The organism is Pseudomonas sp. Leaf48 (genome assembly GCF_001421885.1).
In the GTDB taxonomy this organism is placed as follows: Bacteria; Pseudomonadota; Gammaproteobacteria; order Pseudomonadales; family Pseudomonadaceae; genus Aquipseudomonas.
Genome location: NZ_LMLH01000004.1, coordinates 74,315 through 89,809 on the forward strand (window position 1 = coordinate 74,315; position 15,495 = coordinate 89,809).

A 15,495-nucleotide genomic window follows, 5' to 3' on the forward strand; every position below is an offset into this window, starting at 1 on the left:
AGGGTTTTGTTGTGCCGGGGGGGCTCGCCTGTGGCGAGGGGGCTTGCCCCGTTGGGCTACGCAGTAGACCCAGACTACTATTTTGGCGCCGCTTCGCGACCCCGACGGGGGCAAGCCCCCTCGCCACACGAGACTTCCTACAGAACTCGTCCACTCATCTGACAGTCCAAAGGCAACAGGTCCTATTGCACTGACACAAGCTGAATATTACCTGTCAGGCAAAAGCCCGAAACACTCTGCCGCTAGCCAGTAACACTTCAGCTGTGCAACATGGCGCGCGTGCCTTCCACAAATGGGAATTCCCTATATGAAACGTTTTCTTAGCATCGCCATGGCGTTGTGCATCGGCCTGACGATGAGTCTCGACGTCAATGCCGCCAAGCGCTTCGGTGGTGGCAAGAGCGCCGGCGCTGCGCCGACGCACCAGACCAGCCAGATGGCTCCTTCTTCTCCAGGCATGGGCGGCGCTGCGGCGACCGCTGGTGCTGCCGGTGCCGCTGGCGCCGCCGCCAAGGCCGGTGGCGCTTCGCGCTGGCTCGGCCCCCTGGCCGGTATCGCCGCCGGTGGCCTGCTGGCCTCCATGTTCATGGGCGACGGCTTCCAGGGCATGCAGATCTTCGACATCCTGATCATGGCGGTCATCGCCTTCCTGGTCTTCCGCTTCATCGCTGCCCGTCGTCGCAAGCAGCAGGCGCATTACGCCCCGGCCGGTCACGCGCCAATGCAGCGTGAAGTCTTCGAACAGAAGCCTGCTGGTGGTTCGATCTTCGGCGGTTCGGCAGCACCTGTTGCTGCTCGTCCAGTCATCAATGCTCCAGCCTGGTTCAATGAACGCAGCTTCATCGAAGCCGCGCGCAACCACTTCCAGTCCCTGCAACAACACTGGGACGCCAACGAAATGGACAAGATCGCCGAGTTCGTGACCCCGCAAATGCTTGAGTTCCTCAAGCGCGAGCGTGCTGACCTGGGCGACGGCTTCCAGTCCACCTACATTGATAACCTCAATGTGCAGCTGGACGGTGTGGATGACCGCGCCGACAAGACCATCGCCACCCTGACCTTCAACGGCGTGTCGAAAACCTCGCGTTTCGACCAGGGCGAAGTGTTCAGCGAAAGCTGGAACATGGAGCGTGCACAGGGCGAAAACCAGCCTTGGCTGGTCGCGGGTATCCGCCAGAACGGCTGATAACCTTCCGCGCCTCATCCGCTGTAAATAAAAACCCCGGCTTGCCGGGGTTTTCTATTTCGCGGTTGCATCTATAGCGAGCTACTGTATAAACCGCCCCATATAAACCGCGCCATACAAGCAAGAGGATCCCGGACGTGGAAGAAATCATCGAACAACTGCGTGAAGCCAACGAGCCGGTACCGGTCCCCTTGGAGTTGCCCGACGAAGATCTGCTGGTCGAAATCGAAGAACAACTGTTCATCGACATTCCATTCGTCTTCAGAGAGTTTCTGCTGACCGTTAGCGACGTAGTCTACGGCAGCCTGGAGCCAGTGACTGTTACCGACCCGCAATCCCACACCTATCTGCCGGATGTGGCCGCCAACGCCTGGGACGCAGGCGTCGATCGCAGCCTGATCCCGATTTGCCAGGACGGCGACGACTATTACTGCGTTGAAGAAGACGGCACCGTCGTGCTCTGGTCCGCCGAAGAAGAGCTGATTACCGAGGAAACCTGGGAATCGGTGTGGCACTGGGCGCGGGACGTCTGGCTCGAGAGCTGAGTCAGACCACACTCCAGGTGGTCAATGCCCGGACGACTCCTTGTGGTTGTCGAGGGTGTCCAGCAGCGCCACCTGCATCCGCGTGTGCACGCGGATGAACCAGCGCCATAGCACCGCCGCTACGGTGGCCGCGACTATGGCAATGAGCACCAGCAACTTGTTGGTCGGCAAAATACTGGCCGACAAGGCTGCCAGCAGCAGGAAAATCACCAACAGCGACAGGATCGGGATCACCTCGGCAATTACCCGACGCACCCGCTGGGTATGTCGCCCCGCCATCTCGGGTTTCACGCCCATTTCCGCCAACAGCATCGACAGCGCCTTGAGCTTGCGATACGCAGCGATAAGGAATGGCAGCGACAACAACAGCGCGCCTCCCCAGATCAACGCTTTCTGCCAGCTTGGATCAGCGATCCAGTCTTGCAGATAAGCCGACATGCGTTCGGCGAAGTACGCACCGGAGAAAAAGATCGCGATCACCAGCGCCAGATTGACCCCTACCTGCAGCAAAATCCGCCGGATCATCGACGCCAGCAGCGCTCCCTCGCCTTGGGGCTGGATGCTGCGCAGCCATTCGCCATACATCCCCAGCACCCGCCCCAGGCGTTCAGGCACGATCCCCGCCAACTTGATCGACAATGGATCGGCCGCGCGGATCAGATAGGGCGTCAGCAACGTTGTAATGACCGAAACCGCCACGGCCACCGGATACAGAAAGCTGCTGGTGACCTGCAGGGTCATGCCCAGCGCAGCGATGATGAAAGAAAACTCGCCAATCTGCGACAAGCCCATACCGACGCGCAGCGAAGTGCGGCCATCATTGCCGGCGATAAACGCACCGAGACCACAGGACAGCATCTTGCCAAGGACCACCGCTACGGTGATCACCGCGATTGGCCAGGCGTACTGCAACAGGATCTGTGGGTCGAGCATCAAACCGATGGCAACGAAAAAAATGGCGCTGAACAGGTCGCGAACCGGCTCGATCAAGCGTTCTATTTTCAGCAACTGCCGGGACTCGGCCATGATCGCCCCGATCAGGAACGCGCCAAGCACCATGCTGTACTCGAGCTTGACCACCAGCAGGCAAAAACCGAAACACAGTCCCAGTACCGTGATCAGCAACATTTCATTGCTTTCGAATTTGGCCACATAGGCTAACAGGCGCGGCACCAGCAGGATGCCAATGACCAGGGCTACAATCATGAACAACGAAAGTTTGCCGACGGTCGAGAACACCTCGCCGGAACTGACCGTACCGCTGACCGCGATGCTTGAAAGCAAGGCGATGATGCCGATGCCGAGTATGTCTTCAACAATCAGCACGCCGAAAATCAGCTGCGCAAAACGCTCGTTTTTCAGTTTGAGATCGTTGAGTGCCTTGACGATGATGGTGGTCGAGGAGATTGCCAGGATCGCGCCGAGAAACAGTGAATCCATGGTGTTCCAGTCAAACCAGCGGCCGATCTCGTAGCCGATCCAGATCATCAGCACGATTTCCAGGAACGCCGCGATGAATGCCGTGGCACCCACCTTGAACAGCTTGCGCAAGCTGAACTCCAGCCCCAGGCAGAACATCAGGAAAATCACCCCGAGTTCCGCCAGGGTCTTGATCGTTTCTTCGTCGTGGATCAGGCCGAACGGCGGGGTGTGCGGGCCGATGATGAAGCCGGCGACGATATAACCCAGCACCACCGGCTGCTTGAGTCGGTGAAACACCACGGTCACCACACCTGCGATCAACATGATCACTGCCAGATCCTGAATGAAACTGATGGCATGCATGGCGTGTGGCTCCTTGATGACATTACTGCGCGCAAGAATAGCCATTGGAAAAAATGGCTTTTCGCAGCGTAACACCGCGACTTGTGGCAAAAAGGCGATGCAATATATGGAAACAGATCGATCCGGCGTGACGGCGACCAGACACCCGGCGTCCCGATAACTGATGGTTTGAAAAAACCGCCGAGGCACCCGCAGAGGTGCGTCCCTCAAACCTTGCCCTGATCCGTGAGAACGTTATGGAACCCGGAAACGCCCAGCTGTCGATGACGGTATTGATGACCCCCGACATGGCCAACTTCTCTGGCAATGTGCACGGCGGTACCCTGCTCAAGTACCTCGACGAAGTGGCCTACGCTTGCGCCAGCCGATATGCCGGCCGCTACGTGGTGACCCTTTCGGTGGACCAGGTGATTTTTCGCGAGCCGATCCATGTCGGCGAACTGGTGACCTTCCTCGCGTCGGTCAACTACACCGGCAACACGTCCATGGAAGTGGGTATCAAGGTGGTGACCGAGAACATCCGGGAGCGCTCGGTGCGCCATACCAACAGCTGCTTCTTCACCATGGTCGCGGTCGATGACCTGCGCAAACCAGCCTTGGTACCACAGCTGCAACCGCAGAACAGCGAAGACAAGCGTCGTTTCATCCAGGCTCAACAGCGCCGGCAGATTCGTCAGGAGCTGGAAAAACGCTATCAGGAGATCAAGGGCGACGCTTAAAGTGAAGTTCGCAGCCTGCTGCAGCCCCTGTAGGAGTTGCCGCAGGCGGCGATCGTTTCGCCATACCCGAATCAGAGACTGATCGCTGTCGCCTCAAACCGCACTCGCGGATGGGCAATCCGGTCCTGAGCCCGCACCAGCTCCAGTTCATAACTGGCGCAGGCCTGGGTTTCCAGCAGGACTTCGTGCACCGCCGAGGCGGCGAATTCAAACGCTGCGACGAGGCTGTCGCCGATCAGCACGCGCGCCAGGAACAGACCGGAAGTCAGGTCGCCGACACCCACCGGCTGACGCGGGAACGCCAGCAGCGGTCGCTGCAAGTGCCAGCTGCCTTCTGCCGTCACCAGCAGCATCTCAAAGACTTCTGTCGACTTGCCGGGATAGTCCAGATGCTTGACCAGCACCGCCTTCGGGCCACGCGCCAGCAGCGCCCGGGCCATTGCCAGGCAATCGAGCAGTGACTGCGGCTTACGGCCCGAGAAGCTGTCGAGCTCCAGTTGATTGGGGCACATGAAATCCGCCACGGCGGCGGCCTCCTCCAGCAGGAAGTCGCTGACTTCAGCCGGTACGCTGCAACCCTTCTCCGGGTGTCCCATCACCGGATCGCACAGATACAGTGCCTTGGGGTTCATCGACTTGATCTTCGCCACACCCGTCAGAATCGCTCGGCCCTGGGCTGCGCTGCCCAGATAACCGGAGAGCACTGCATCGCAGTTACCCAGCTCGCCAATCGCCGCAATGCCGTCGACCAGATCAGGAATCTGATGCGGTGCCAGCACCTCACCGGCCCACTGGCCGTACTGGGTGTGGTTGGAGAACTGCACGGTATTGAGCGGCCAGACATTTACCCCGACCCGCTGCATCGGGAAAACTGCGGCACTGTTGCCAGCGTGACCAAACACCACGTGGGACTGGATAGCGAGCAAATGGGGTGTACGTTTCATGCGGTGGATATCCGTAAAACGATTGAAATTCAAGCCGCGCAGTATGCGACTAAACACAGCCTGTACGACAGACCGGCGACGCAGTTAAGCTGACACTATCTTGTTGGAGCACCCAGTTGATGCTGACCCTTGGAAATATCTTCGTGCTGATGCTGTTCGCCACCGCTGGCGCATGGCTGTGGCACAACCACGGCTTGCGCGAGCGGGCGCTGGAGCGGGTCAAGCAGCATTGCAGCAAACTCGGGGTCGAGTTGCTGGATGGCAACGTGGCCCTGAAAAAAATCGGTTTTATCAAAGACGCCAATGGTCGCCGACGCCTGGCCCGTGTGTACAACTTCGAGTTCACCGTCACCGGCGAAACCCGCCACAACGGCACCATCACCCAGTTTGGCGCTCACAGCGCACAGATTGAACTGGCGCCCTACCCGGTACCATTCGACGAGCCAGAGACGGTGGTCGATGTAGTGAAACCTCGTGCCGAAGTGATCGAGTTGAGCCAGTGGCGTCAGGAACATTCCAAGTGGAAGCCTTGAGCCTTCTATTCATTTTTTAGCGGCAACCCGCCAGTCCACGCTGCAGCTCTGCGATATTCTGCGGTTCGCTGAAAATCAACTCGATGCGAGAGTCCTGCCGCCATTCACTGGGCTGCCAGTCCAGCGCCGAGTTATCCAGCGCGTTCGCCGACACCCACTTCTCTGCACTGCGGATAACCAGCTTCGCCCGCCTCCAGGCAAAACCTGCCAGCCACTGATCGGTGAGCGCAGTGTCGAAAACCTGGCTCGGATGCCAGCGCCAACCGATGCTCCAACTGTTTTCCTGCTCCTGACTCAGGCGAATCGGTAGTTCGGGATCGATCCAGACGGCCGGCATCTGCGCCAATCCTTTGGGTGCGATGAAGTTATCCACACCGGCTACCGCCTGAGCGGCAAGTCCCGGCAACTCAACTAAAGGCAATGCTGCTTGCTGCGCCCAATACAAGGGTCGCAATGGCAGCTGTGCGGCGATCCGCCGGCGACTGCCATCATCGAGATTTTCAGACTTGTTCAGCACCAGGAGCCCTGCCGTGTGCAATGCCTCCTGCTGCGCATCCGGCAACGGCCTGCCGGACGCGAGTGCCTGAGCATCCAGCACCAGCACGCAAGGTTGTACGGCCAACACCCCTTGCCACGGCGCTTCGCTCAATTGCCTGAGCAACTGCGCAGGATGCCCCAACCCCGAAGGTTCGATGAACAGTCGATCCGGTTTCGCCTTGCGCAACAATCGCCCCAGGCCGATCTGAAATGGCGCGCCGTTTACGCAACACAAGCAGCCGCCAGCCACTTCACCCAAGGCGATACCGTCGTCGTCCTGGGCAAGTAGCGCAGCGTCGAGGCCAATCTGGCCGAACTCATTGATCAACACCGCCCAGCGCTCGCCGTCAGGACGTTGAGCCATCAGATGTTTGATCAGACTGGTCTTGCCGGCGCCCAACGGACCGGCAATGACGTGGGTGGGAATGTTCTGCAGCATGTCTGGTGATTTCTGAGGGTTATCTGGCTGATCGCCAATATGCCCGATAATCACTGCAGGCGTCAGGCAGCTTCTTCATACCAGGGGCCGAACGGATCCGGGAACAAGCGCCATCCCTCGACGCCAAGGACCATTTCATCGTCCGTCAGCAGGCATTCGTCGAGCTCGGTACTGAGTTGCGCGAAGTCGATGTTTTGACCGATAAACACTAGCTCCTGGCGGCAATCACCGTTGGCCTCAGTCCAGTTTTCCATGATGGCGGCTTTACCCTCCCAGTCTTGCGGCCACTGGTCCTTCGGTACGAAACGCCACCAGCGCCCGGCAAAACCGTGGCGCATCAAACCGCCGGCCTGGGACCAACTCCCGGCATCCATATGCTTGCTCGCCAGCCAGAAAAAGCCCTTGGAGCGCAACAGCTTCCCGTTCACCCACGGGCGATCGATAAAACTGAAGAAGCGCTGCGGATGGAACGGCCTGCGCGCTCGGTAAGCGCTGGAGGCGATACCGTACGCCTCGGTTTCCGGGACGTGTTCGCCGTGCAGTTCGCGCAGCCAGCCTGGTGCCTGAGCGGCTTTGTCGAAGTCGAAATAACCAGTGTCGAGGATTTTCCCCAGCGGAACTTCACCCATGACCATCGGAATGATTTCCGCCTGGGCATTGAGCCGCTCCAGTATGGCGATCAGCTCCTGGCGCTCGGAGCGGCTGATCAAATCGATCTTGCTGATCAGAATCACATCGGCAAACTCGACCTGCTCGATCAACAGATCAGTGATCGAACGTTCGTCGCCTTCACCGAGGGTTTCACCTCGGGAAGCGAGGCTTTCGGCGGCCTGATAGTCGAGCAGGAAGTTCACGCCGTCGACCACTGTGACCATGGTGTCGAGACGGGCGATGTCGGCCAGGCTCTGCCCGCCCTCATTGCGAAAGGTAAAGGTTTCCGCCACGGGTAAAGGTTCGGAAATGCCGGTAGATTCGATCAACAGGTAGTCGAAACGACCGTCCCTCGCGAGTTTGCTCACTTCCTCGAGCAGGTCTTCGCGCAACGTACAGCAAATACAGCCATTGCTCATCTCCACCAGCTTCTCTTCTGCGCGATTCAGGCTGACATCACGCTGGACTTCACTGCCATCGATGTTGATTTCGCTCATGTCGTTAACGATTACGGCGACTCGAAGATTGTCGCGATTACGTAGTATGTAATTGAGAAGTGTACTTTTTCCGGCACCCAGAAAGCCGGAAAGGACGGTCACGGGAAGGCGGTTGGGCATCAGGACGTTCCTCACAGGAGAAAAAAGCATCGTCACGCTAATTGATATACTATAACATTTCAATCAATTGCTCTGATGGACCTGCCGATGAACGCGTTGCTTATGCCAGATATCGCCACGCAAACCTCACACGAAACCATACCGCTGGAGTGGGTGGGTATGTGCGGTATTGCTCTACCCGTGTTGTTCGATGGCCAGCGCCTGAACGCGAGCGTCGATGCCGGTGTCAGCCTGGATGATGGAAACGCGCGCGGCATTCATATGTCTCGGCTGTACCTGGCCTTGGAAGGGCTCGAGCACGAAAGCCTGTCTCCAGCTTCATTGCGGCGCGTTCTGCAGAACTTTCTTGAAAGCCACGAAGGCCTATCCAACGCAGCTCACTTAAAAATTCACATGCAAGTGCTGCTGAAAAGACCGGCATTGATCAGTCCATTGAGCGGCTGGAAAAGCTATCCGGTTAGCATCGAAGCGCATTTGAAATACCCGATGTTCCACGTGGAACTAAAAATCGATGTGCCTTATTCCTCAACTTGCCCATGTTCCGCAGCGCTATCGCGTCAATTGATCCAGCAGAAATTTGTCGATGATTTTGCTAACCGCACGCTGGACCACGCCGATGTTCTGGTTTGGCTCGGCTCTACCAACGGCATTGTCGCCACGCCCCACAGCCAACGAAGCACAGCGAAGCTGCGTCTGCGGCTGGATGACTTTCTGGATGATCTGCCGCTGATTGCGATCATCGACAACGCAGAAACAGCACTGGGCACCGCGGTACAAACAGCAGTGAAGCGCGCCGACGAACAAGCGTTTGCCTTGGCCAACGGTCAGAACCTGATGTTCTGCGAAGACGCCGCCCGACGCCTGAACCTGTCCCTGAAACGCTCCCCGGGCATCACCGCCTTCCACATCCGTGTCGTCCACGCCGAAAGCCTTCATGCCCATGACGCCATCGCCGAGAGCGCCTTCAACTGGGAGGTAAAATGATTGATTGCATCCACACCCGTGCAACGCAGTGGCAGTGACGATTGGCGAGTTCACCTCCATCGCCCACCGCTCGATTGTTCATGGCCCGTGCACCGTGGGCGATCGAGTTTTCATCGGTTTCAACAGCGTGCTGTTCAACTGTGTAGTCGGTAACCGCTGCGTGGTACGGCACAACTCGGTGGTCGACGGCCGCAACTTGCCGGATGCCTTTTACGTGGCCTCTACCACCCGTATCGGCCCCGAAACCGACCTCAGCCGTTTTCCAATGGTGAGTGTCTGTGCTTCGGAGTTTTCCGAGGATGTAGCTCGTACGAAAGTCGATCTGGTACGTGGCTACAAAGCCCTGCAGAACGAATTCTGAGCATGAAGGCCACTGTTGATGACCGCGCAAGACAATCGTCTAAATGACAGCGGCCGGTACTGCCTCTATGGTTAAGACGCTAGCGCATGTGATCGAAATAGCCGAGAACAATATCAACATGATCCAGATCACCTTGCCCGACGGTTCATTGCGTGAATACGACCAGCCCCTGACCGTACACGAGTTGGCTGCGAGCATTGGCTCGGGTCTGGCCAGCGCAGCGGTAGCAGGTCGGGTGGATGGGATGTTGGTTGACTGCGAACACATGATCCAGGCGAATGCTCGTGTCAGTATCGTCACGCCCAGGGAGCCAGATGGCCTGGAGATCCTGCGCCGCTCCTGTGCGCTGATGCTGGCCATGGCGCTCAAGCAGCTCCACCCCACGGCACAACTGCGTGCGGGGTCGGAATTGGGAGATGGGTTTTACTACGAATTCGTAGTCGAGCAGCCGTTGCTGCCGGTCGATCTGCCGCTGATCGAAGCTCGCATGCAGGCGCTGGCGGCAACCAACCATTCAATCCGGCGTCAGGAAATGGCAAGGACCTCCAAGGCCCTGTCTTTATACCGTCTCGGGGACACCGATTACCTGACCACAGGCCCTCAGGTGCCTGCTACCAGGGTATTGCAGGCGTTCGCCCTGGATCACATCAGCGGAACGTTGCAGCAACGGATCTATGGCACGTGCTGGTCCAGCCACCAGGAACTACAGGATTGGCGTATTCCACCGCAAGTGATGGTCGTTAGCATGGACGACCGACAGGCGACTTATGCCCAGTCCGTGACCGAGACCTTACGTCAAAGCGGCATCCGCGCCAGTGCAGACTTACGCAACGAGAAAGTCCACTACAAGCTCCGTGAACACAGCCAGACCGTGCCGTATCTGGTGGTGATTGGCGAGAGGGAGGAAGCCGGTGGGTTTGTCAGCGTGCGTAGTCGCAACGGGGCGAATTTTGGCAGGATGGAGATCGAAGCGCTGTGCCAGTGGTTTAACCAGCCGGGTATATTCGCCGCCGGTGCAGATGCCATCGCGAGCAAGCGCGCTCCCACATCGGATGCATGACTGCGACCCATTGTTGAAACGAGCTTGCCAGGTAATCCCGGACTTCTTTAAGCCCTGGGCTTGACTGTGCCGCAATCTCCGCCCAGCCACACGGCGCGGGATTCTAGGCTACCCTTCTGCTGAATACCGGTGGCGTTGAAGGTACCGTTGACCTTGGTAGTGAATTCGCGATCACTGAGGAATGTGGCAACTCCTGAACCCTGGGCACGTGGACAGCTGAAGCGGAACTTCCACTGATTACCGGTGCGTTCGGTGATTTCCTGCTTGCAGCCCGATTGCGGGTCGGTCAACGGAATGTCGTCGGTCCTGACCTGCTCCGGGGTCAGGCAGGCGCGAATGCCCTTGCCGCCCATGGAGATGCCCTGCTTCTCCAGTTGAGCACGCTGCTCAGGAGTGATCTGGCTCTGGATCTGTCCGAGGATCAATTGCAGGTCCGGCATGTTCTGGTCATCGACCTTCATGTTGCTTGTGGTCAGCTCCCACAAACCTGGCTGAAGCATCTGAGCCTGAGCGGCGACAGGAAGTGCCACCCCCAACACCATGGCCAAACCCAGCAGACGAACGTTCATTGAGTAACTCCTGATCAGTAGTGGCTGTTAGACGTCAGCCGTCGGCTTCGGTTCATGGGCCAATTAATTAGCGACATTCTGCACGGAACATGGTCTGTTAAGCATTGAATCTTCAGGAGCAGGGCTGCCCCCATGGATTATTTTGGACCACATATTTTCGGTTACACCATTGCACTGGTGCATACGCTTGGCATGATCGCGGCCATACACGCGGTGCTGACCGTTCGCACAGCCCAAGGCTCGATCGCCTGGGCCCTGTCGTTGTTTTTCATACCCTACCTGACGCTTATCCCGTATCTGGTGTTCGGCCGCAGCACCTTCGATGGCTACATCAAGGCCCGCCGCCAGGCCAACGAGGAGATGCGCAAAGCCATCTCCGAGCTCAACTGGCGCCCTTGGGTAGAAGAAGCGCTTAGTGCTCGTGCTTCCAGCGCCTACGACTCCTTGCGAGCGATGCCAAAGCTCGGACATATGCCGTGCCTGGCAAACAACGAAGTGCGCCTGCTGATCAATGGCCAAGCCACATTCGACGCCATTTTCGAGGCCATCAGCCAGGCGAAGGAAGCCGTACTGATTCAGTTTTTCATCGTCCACGACGACCGTCTCGGTCAACGCCTGCATAACCTGATGCTGAAGAAAGCGGCCGAGGGTGTGGCGATCTATTTGCTATACGACCGCATCGGCAGCCACTCCCTGCCCCGCAAATACGTACAGGCATTGCGCGATGGTGGTGTCGAGGTCAAGGCCTTCGCCACTCGCAGCGGCTGGCTCAATCGCTTTCAGGTCAACTTTCGCAACCATCGCAAGATAGTGGTGGTGGACGGGGTTCTTGGTTTTGTCGGCGGGCACAACGTCGGCGATGAATACATGGGCGAGAAACCGCCTCTGGCACCCTGGCGCGATACCCACGTAAAAGTACGCGGCCCGGTAGTAGCCTGCATGCAGGAGTCGTTCGCCGAAGACTGGTTCTGGGCGGCGCGTAAACTGCCACCGCTGATCCTTCCACAGGTCTACCCTGACGACGGGGTGCTGTGCCAATTACTCGCCAGCGGCCCGGCAGATTCCTTCGAGACATGTTCATTGTTCTTCCTTGAAGCTATCTACGCTGCCACCGAACGGATATGGATCACCACGCCCTACTTCATTCCTGACGAGGCGGTGTTCGCCGGCTTGCGCCTGGCAGTGATGCGCGGCGTCGATGTGCGGATCCTCCTGCCGGCCCGGCCTGACCACCGTATCGTCTACGCCGCTTCCAGTCTTTATGCCTTCGAAGCCGCGCGTGCAGGTGTGCGGATGTTCCGCTACGAACCCGGGTTCATGCATCAGAAAGTGTTGCTGATCGACAACGAGCTCAGTGCCATCGGCAGCGCCAACATGGACAACCGTTCGTTCCGCCTGAATTTCGAAGTGATGTTGCTGACCGTCGACAGAAAGTTCGCCGCCGAGGTGGAACAGATGCTGAACGACGACTTCGCCCTAGCCACTGAAATCGCTAAGGATGAAGGCCGGGAGGCCCACCGCCTGCAAAAAGTCGGCATGCGGGTCGCCCGGCTTATTGCGCCGATTCTTTAAGGGTTGTAGATATCATCCCGGGTCCATGGCAGTTCATGACTGCCATCGGCGTGGGCTTTCACCGCGAGAATCTGGTGCAGGTTCATCCAGCCCCTTGCGAAACCGTAGGCGCACCCTGCCAGGTACAGGCGCCAGATCCGCAGCACCTGTTCCGGCACCAGTCTGGAGGCGGCGTCGAGGTTGTCCTCCAGACGTTCGCTCCAGTGATCCAGCGTGCGCGCATAGTGCAGGCGCAGGCTCTCGACATCGACGATTTCCAGCCCAGCCGCGCTGATCTCGGCGGAAATCATCGACAGGTGCGGCAACTCGCCGTTAGGAAATACGAACTTCCCGATGAACTCACCGGCACCGCGTCCCACCGGCCGTCCATCGATGGATTTGGCCGTGATACCGTGATTCATCACCAGACCGCCCTCTTTCACCGCGCCGAACAGGGTTTTGCAGTACTCGGCGAGATTGGCGTGACCGACGTGTTCGAACATGCCGACACTGACCACTTTGTCGAAACGCCCGTCCTGGGGAAGGTCGCGATAGTCGAGCAATTGCAGTTCGACCAGGTCCTCCAGGCCCTCGGCTTTGACCCGTTCACGGGCCAGCGCCAGTTGCTCCTTGCTCAGCGTGATACCGAACACTTTCGCGCCAAACTCTCGCGCCGCGTATCGCGCCAGTCCGCCCCAGCCGCAGCCAACATCCAGCAGGTATTCGCCAGGTTGCAGGCGCAATTTGCGGCACAGATGCCGGAACTTGGCCTGCTGGGCTTGCTCAAGGGTTTCGCTGCCGGTTTCGAAATATGCGCAGGAGTAGGCCATGTCGCTGTCGAGAAACAGCTGATAAAAGGCATTGGAAAGGTCGTAGTGATAGGAGATCGCCTTGGCGTCGGTGTCCTTGTCATGGACGGTGCGCACCGGCTGATTGTCGTCTTCCTCGTTCAACAAGGCCTGACTCCATTCATCGCAGACGCGAATCACATCGCTGATGGAGCCTTCGAGTTCCAGCTTGCCTTCGACGAATGCCGCCCCAAGCGCATCCAGGCTGGGATGGGTGAACTGGGTGACCATTTGCGGGTCCTTGACCACAATCGTGACGCTGGGCGTCGGCCCCAGATTGAATTCGTGGCCGTCCCAGAGTCGCAGGCGAAGCGGTAACTGCAGATTCTGTAAGGCCGGTGGAAGTTGCGCGAGCATGAAAATTCCCCTTGTTTCAGACTTCTGATCAGAGGGTAGACCATCTTTTTGAAAAATAGCCGGCTACCAATTGAATAGCCAATTCCAATGATTCGCGCCACCTCGACTCATCGTCGCGAATGCACAAAAGATGTGCCCTCAATTCAGTGACTACGAATCAGCCGTACAGTTCGAAAACATGAACGCTCTCAAGGCTGTCGTTTTTCATCCCTGGACGAGAAATCAACGCCGCTTAAATCATTTTGTTCCACGTGGAACCAAATGCCTGAGCGGCACGCGCGAGGACAAACAAATTGCGTCCTTGGTTTATACACCGACTACTTTTAACCATTCGATCCCCTTTCAAATCCAAGGAGCAGATCCATGAGCATCTATGACGTCGTAATACTCGGCGGTGGTCCAGGCGGCTACAACGCGGCAATTCGTGCCGGTCAGCTGGGTTTGAAAGCGGCTTGCGTCGAAGGACGAGCCACTCTCGGTGGAACCTGCCTTAACGTCGGCTGCATGCCTTCCAAGGCATTGCTGCACGCCTCCGAACTTTACGATGCGGCCATGGGAGCGGAGTTCGCCAACCTCGGGATCGAGGTCAAACCCAGCTTGAATCTGGCCCAGATGATGAAGCAGAAGGACGAGAGTGTTAGCGGGCTGACCAAGGGCATCGAGTTTCTTTTTCGCAAGAACAAGGTCGAATGGATCAAGGGCTGGGGCCACATAGACGGTCCGGGCAAAGTCACGGTGACAGACAATGCGGGTGGCAAATCTGAACTGAGCGCCAAGGACATCATCATCGCTACCGGGTCCGAGCCCACTCCCCTGCCCGGCGTGGACATCGATAACCAGCGCATCCTCGATTCCACCGGCGCCCTGTCGCTGGCCGAGGTACCTAAACATCTGGTGGTAATCGGAGCTGGCGTGATCGGGCTGGAGCTGGGCTCCGTGTGGCGACGTCTGGGTGCGCAGGTGACGGTCGTCGAGTTCCTCGACCGAATCTGTCCCGGGGTTGACGTCGAAGCCGGCAAGACTCTGCAGCGCTCACTGGGCAAGCAAGGCATCAGTTTCAAATTGAGCTCAAAAGTGACCAGCGCCACTGCATCCGCCAACAGTGTCCAGCTCAGCGTCGAACCCGCCGCGGGCGGTACTGCCGAATTGATTGAGGCCGATTACGTGCTGGTGGCCATCGGACGGCGACCGTATACACAGGGCCTGGGGCTGGAAAATGTCGGCCTCGCCACGGACAAACGCGGCATGCTCGCCAACAAGGGCCACCGCACCGAGGCGGCAGGCGTCTGGGTTATTGGCGATGTGACCTCAGGCCCCATGCTCGCGCACAAAGCCGAAGACGAGGCCATGGCCTGCGTCGAGCAGATCGTCGGCAAGGCCGGGGAGGTCAATTACGATCTGATCCCCAGTGTGATCTACACCAAACCGGAGCTGGCCAGCGTCGGCAAAACCGAAGAACAGCTCAAGGCTGAAGGTCGCGCGTACAAGGTCGGTAAATTTCCCTTCACCGCCAACAGCCGGGCCAAGATCAACCACGAGACCGAGGGCTTCGCCAAGGTCATCGCCGATGAACGCACCGACGAAATCCTCGGCGTGCACCTGGTCGGCCCAAGTGTCAGTGAGTTGATTGGCGAATATTGCGTAGCCATGGAGTTCAGCGCTTCGGCCGAAGACATTGCCCTGACTTGCCATCCACACCCGACGCGCTCCGAGGCGCTGCGCCAGGCGGCGATGAATGTGGAGGGGATGGCGACGCAGATGTAGCAAGGTCGAAAGCTCGCAGCTGCGGCAGCGCCTACTTAGATCGGT

The 15,495-nt window shown here is 58.3% G+C and carries 14 protein-coding genes and 1 pseudogene; 9 read left to right on the top strand and 6 right to left on the bottom strand.

The features are described from left to right. Positions 1–307 precede the first annotated feature (307 nt). Together ASE98_RS04825 and ASE98_RS04830 are read left to right on the top strand one after the other, a co-directional pair. On the top strand, positions 308–1,186 hold the full coding sequence (locus ASE98_RS04825; protein WP_060540233.1) for a Tim44 domain-containing protein: 879 nt from the start codon (positions 308–310) through the stop codon (positions 1,184–1,186). Positions 1,187–1,323: 137 nt separating this feature from the next. Then, on the top strand, positions 1,324–1,731 hold the full coding sequence (locus ASE98_RS04830; protein ID WP_060540234.1) for an SMI1/KNR4 family protein: 408 nt from the start codon (positions 1,324–1,326) through the stop codon (positions 1,729–1,731). A gap of 21 nt (positions 1,732–1,752) precedes the next feature. On the opposite strand, the gene ASE98_RS04835 is transcribed toward ASE98_RS04830, so the two are convergent. Continuing rightward, complete coding sequence (locus tag ASE98_RS04835; protein WP_060540235.1) at positions 1,753–3,516, bottom strand: cation:proton antiporter; 1,764 nt, start codon at positions 3,514–3,516, stop codon at positions 1,753–1,755. Between the two features lie 236 nt (positions 3,517–3,752). Here ASE98_RS04835 and ASE98_RS04840 point away from each other — a divergent pair, with 236 nt between their 5' ends. Beyond that, positions 3,753–4,235: an acyl-CoA thioesterase gene (locus ASE98_RS04840; protein ID WP_060540236.1), complete on the top strand. Its 483-nt coding sequence runs from the start codon at positions 3,753–3,755 to the stop codon at positions 4,233–4,235. Positions 4,236–4,306: 71 nt separating this feature from the next. Here the strand turns inward: ASE98_RS04840 and pdxY are convergent, their stop codons facing one another. Beyond that, positions 4,307–5,179, bottom strand: coding sequence for a pyridoxal kinase PdxY (gene pdxY / locus ASE98_RS04845; RefSeq protein WP_060540237.1), 873 nt, complete (start codon positions 5,177–5,179; stop codon positions 4,307–4,309). A 119-nt stretch (positions 5,180–5,298) separates the two neighbouring features. Between pdxY and ASE98_RS04850 the strand changes: the two genes are divergently transcribed. Then, positions 5,299–5,712: a DUF3301 domain-containing protein gene (locus ASE98_RS04850; RefSeq protein ID WP_060540238.1), complete on the top strand. Its 414-nt coding sequence runs from the start codon at positions 5,299–5,301 to the stop codon at positions 5,710–5,712. A gap of 16 nt (positions 5,713–5,728) precedes the next feature. On the opposite strand, the gene ASE98_RS04855 is transcribed toward ASE98_RS04850, so the two are convergent. Both ASE98_RS04855 and zigA read right to left on the bottom strand, forming a co-directional pair. Further along, on the bottom strand, positions 5,729–6,688 hold the full coding sequence (locus ASE98_RS04855) for a CobW family GTP-binding protein (protein ID WP_060540239.1): 960 nt from the start codon (positions 6,686–6,688) through the stop codon (positions 5,729–5,731). A 62-nt stretch (positions 6,689–6,750) separates the two neighbouring features. Continuing rightward, positions 6,751–7,956 carry a zinc metallochaperone GTPase ZigA gene (gene zigA / locus ASE98_RS04860; protein WP_060540240.1) on the bottom strand — a complete coding sequence of 402 codons (1,206 nt, stop codon included), beginning with the start codon at positions 7,954–7,956 and terminating at the stop codon, positions 6,751–6,753. An 87-nt stretch (positions 7,957–8,043) separates the two neighbouring features. Here zigA and folE2 point away from each other — a divergent pair, with 87 nt between their 5' ends. From folE2 to ASE98_RS04875, 3 genes and pseudogenes are all read left to right on the top strand, one after another. After that, complete coding sequence (folE2, locus tag ASE98_RS04865) at positions 8,044–8,940, top strand: GTP cyclohydrolase FolE2 (RefSeq protein ID WP_060540405.1); 897 nt, start codon at positions 8,044–8,046, stop codon at positions 8,938–8,940. 28 nt (positions 8,941–8,968) lie between these two features. Next, a pseudogene (locus ASE98_RS04870) lies at positions 8,969–9,301 on the top strand (carbonate dehydratase); the annotation flags it as partial. Positions 9,302–9,419: 118 nt separating this feature from the next. After that, the gene (locus ASE98_RS04875) at positions 9,420–10,361 is read left to right on the top strand and encodes a His/Gly/Thr/Pro-type tRNA ligase C-terminal domain-containing protein (RefSeq protein WP_060540406.1); all 942 of its coding nucleotides are present in this window, start codon (positions 9,420–9,422) and stop codon (positions 10,359–10,361) included. 47 nt (positions 10,362–10,408) lie between these two features. Here the strand turns inward: ASE98_RS04875 and ASE98_RS04880 are convergent, their stop codons facing one another. Next, positions 10,409–10,930: a DUF3617 domain-containing protein gene (locus ASE98_RS04880; protein WP_060540241.1), complete on the bottom strand. Its 522-nt coding sequence runs from the start codon at positions 10,928–10,930 to the stop codon at positions 10,409–10,411. 132 nt (positions 10,931–11,062) lie between these two features. Between ASE98_RS04880 and cls the strand changes: the two genes are divergently transcribed. Next, positions 11,063–12,502 (top strand): cardiolipin synthase, encoded by a 1,440-nt coding sequence (gene cls / locus ASE98_RS04885; protein ID WP_060540242.1) that lies wholly within the window; start codon positions 11,063–11,065, stop codon positions 12,500–12,502. Here the strand turns inward: cls and cfaB are convergent. Next, positions 12,499–13,686, bottom strand: a complete 1,188-nt coding sequence (gene cfaB, locus ASE98_RS04890; RefSeq protein WP_060540243.1) for a C17 cyclopropane fatty acid synthase CfaB — start codon at positions 13,684–13,686, stop codon at positions 12,499–12,501. The genes cls and cfaB overlap by 4 nt on opposite strands. A gap of 363 nt (positions 13,687–14,049) precedes the next feature. On the opposite strand from cfaB, the gene lpdA reads away from it, so the two are divergent. After that, entirely contained in the window at positions 14,050–15,450 is a 1,401-nt protein-coding gene (gene lpdA, locus ASE98_RS04895) for a dihydrolipoyl dehydrogenase (RefSeq protein WP_060540244.1), read from the top strand. Positions 15,451–15,495 lie beyond the last annotated feature (45 nt).

Bases quoted from the DNA above. Each gene is read 5' to 3' on its own strand.
- ASE98_RS04880 (WP_060540241.1), bottom strand. From the start codon at position 10,930: ATGAACGTTCGTCTGCTGGGTTTGGCCATGGTGTTGGGGGTGGCACTT.
- ASE98_RS04835 (WP_060540235.1), bottom strand. From the start codon at position 3,516: ATGCATGCCATCAGTTTCATTCAGGATCTGGCAGTGATCATGTTGATC.
- zigA (WP_060540240.1), bottom strand. From the start codon at position 7,956: ATGCCCAACCGCCTTCCCGTGACCGTCCTTTCCGGCTTTCTGGGTGCC.
- ASE98_RS04825 (WP_060540233.1), top strand. From the start codon at position 308: ATGAAACGTTTTCTTAGCATCGCCATGGCGTTGTGCATCGGCCTGACG.
- ASE98_RS04840 (WP_060540236.1), top strand. From the start codon at position 3,753: ATGGAACCCGGAAACGCCCAGCTGTCGATGACGGTATTGATGACCCCC.
- cls (WP_060540242.1), top strand. From the start codon at position 11,063: ATGGATTATTTTGGACCACATATTTTCGGTTACACCATTGCACTGGTG.
- lpdA (WP_060540244.1), top strand. From the start codon at position 14,050: ATGAGCATCTATGACGTCGTAATACTCGGCGGTGGTCCAGGCGGCTAC.
- ASE98_RS04850 (WP_060540238.1), top strand. From the start codon at position 5,299: ATGCTGACCCTTGGAAATATCTTCGTGCTGATGCTGTTCGCCACCGCT.
- ASE98_RS04875 (WP_060540406.1), top strand. From the start codon at position 9,420: ATGATCCAGATCACCTTGCCCGACGGTTCATTGCGTGAATACGACCAG.
- folE2 (WP_060540405.1), top strand. From the start codon at position 8,044: ATGAACGCGTTGCTTATGCCAGATATCGCCACGCAAACCTCACACGAA.
- pdxY (WP_060540237.1), bottom strand. From the start codon at position 5,179: ATGAAACGTACACCCCATTTGCTCGCTATCCAGTCCCACGTGGTGTTT.
- cfaB (WP_060540243.1), bottom strand. From the start codon at position 13,686: ATGCTCGCGCAACTTCCACCGGCCTTACAGAATCTGCAGTTACCGCTT.
- ASE98_RS04855 (WP_060540239.1), bottom strand. From the start codon at position 6,688: ATGCTGCAGAACATTCCCACCCACGTCATTGCCGGTCCGTTGGGCGCC.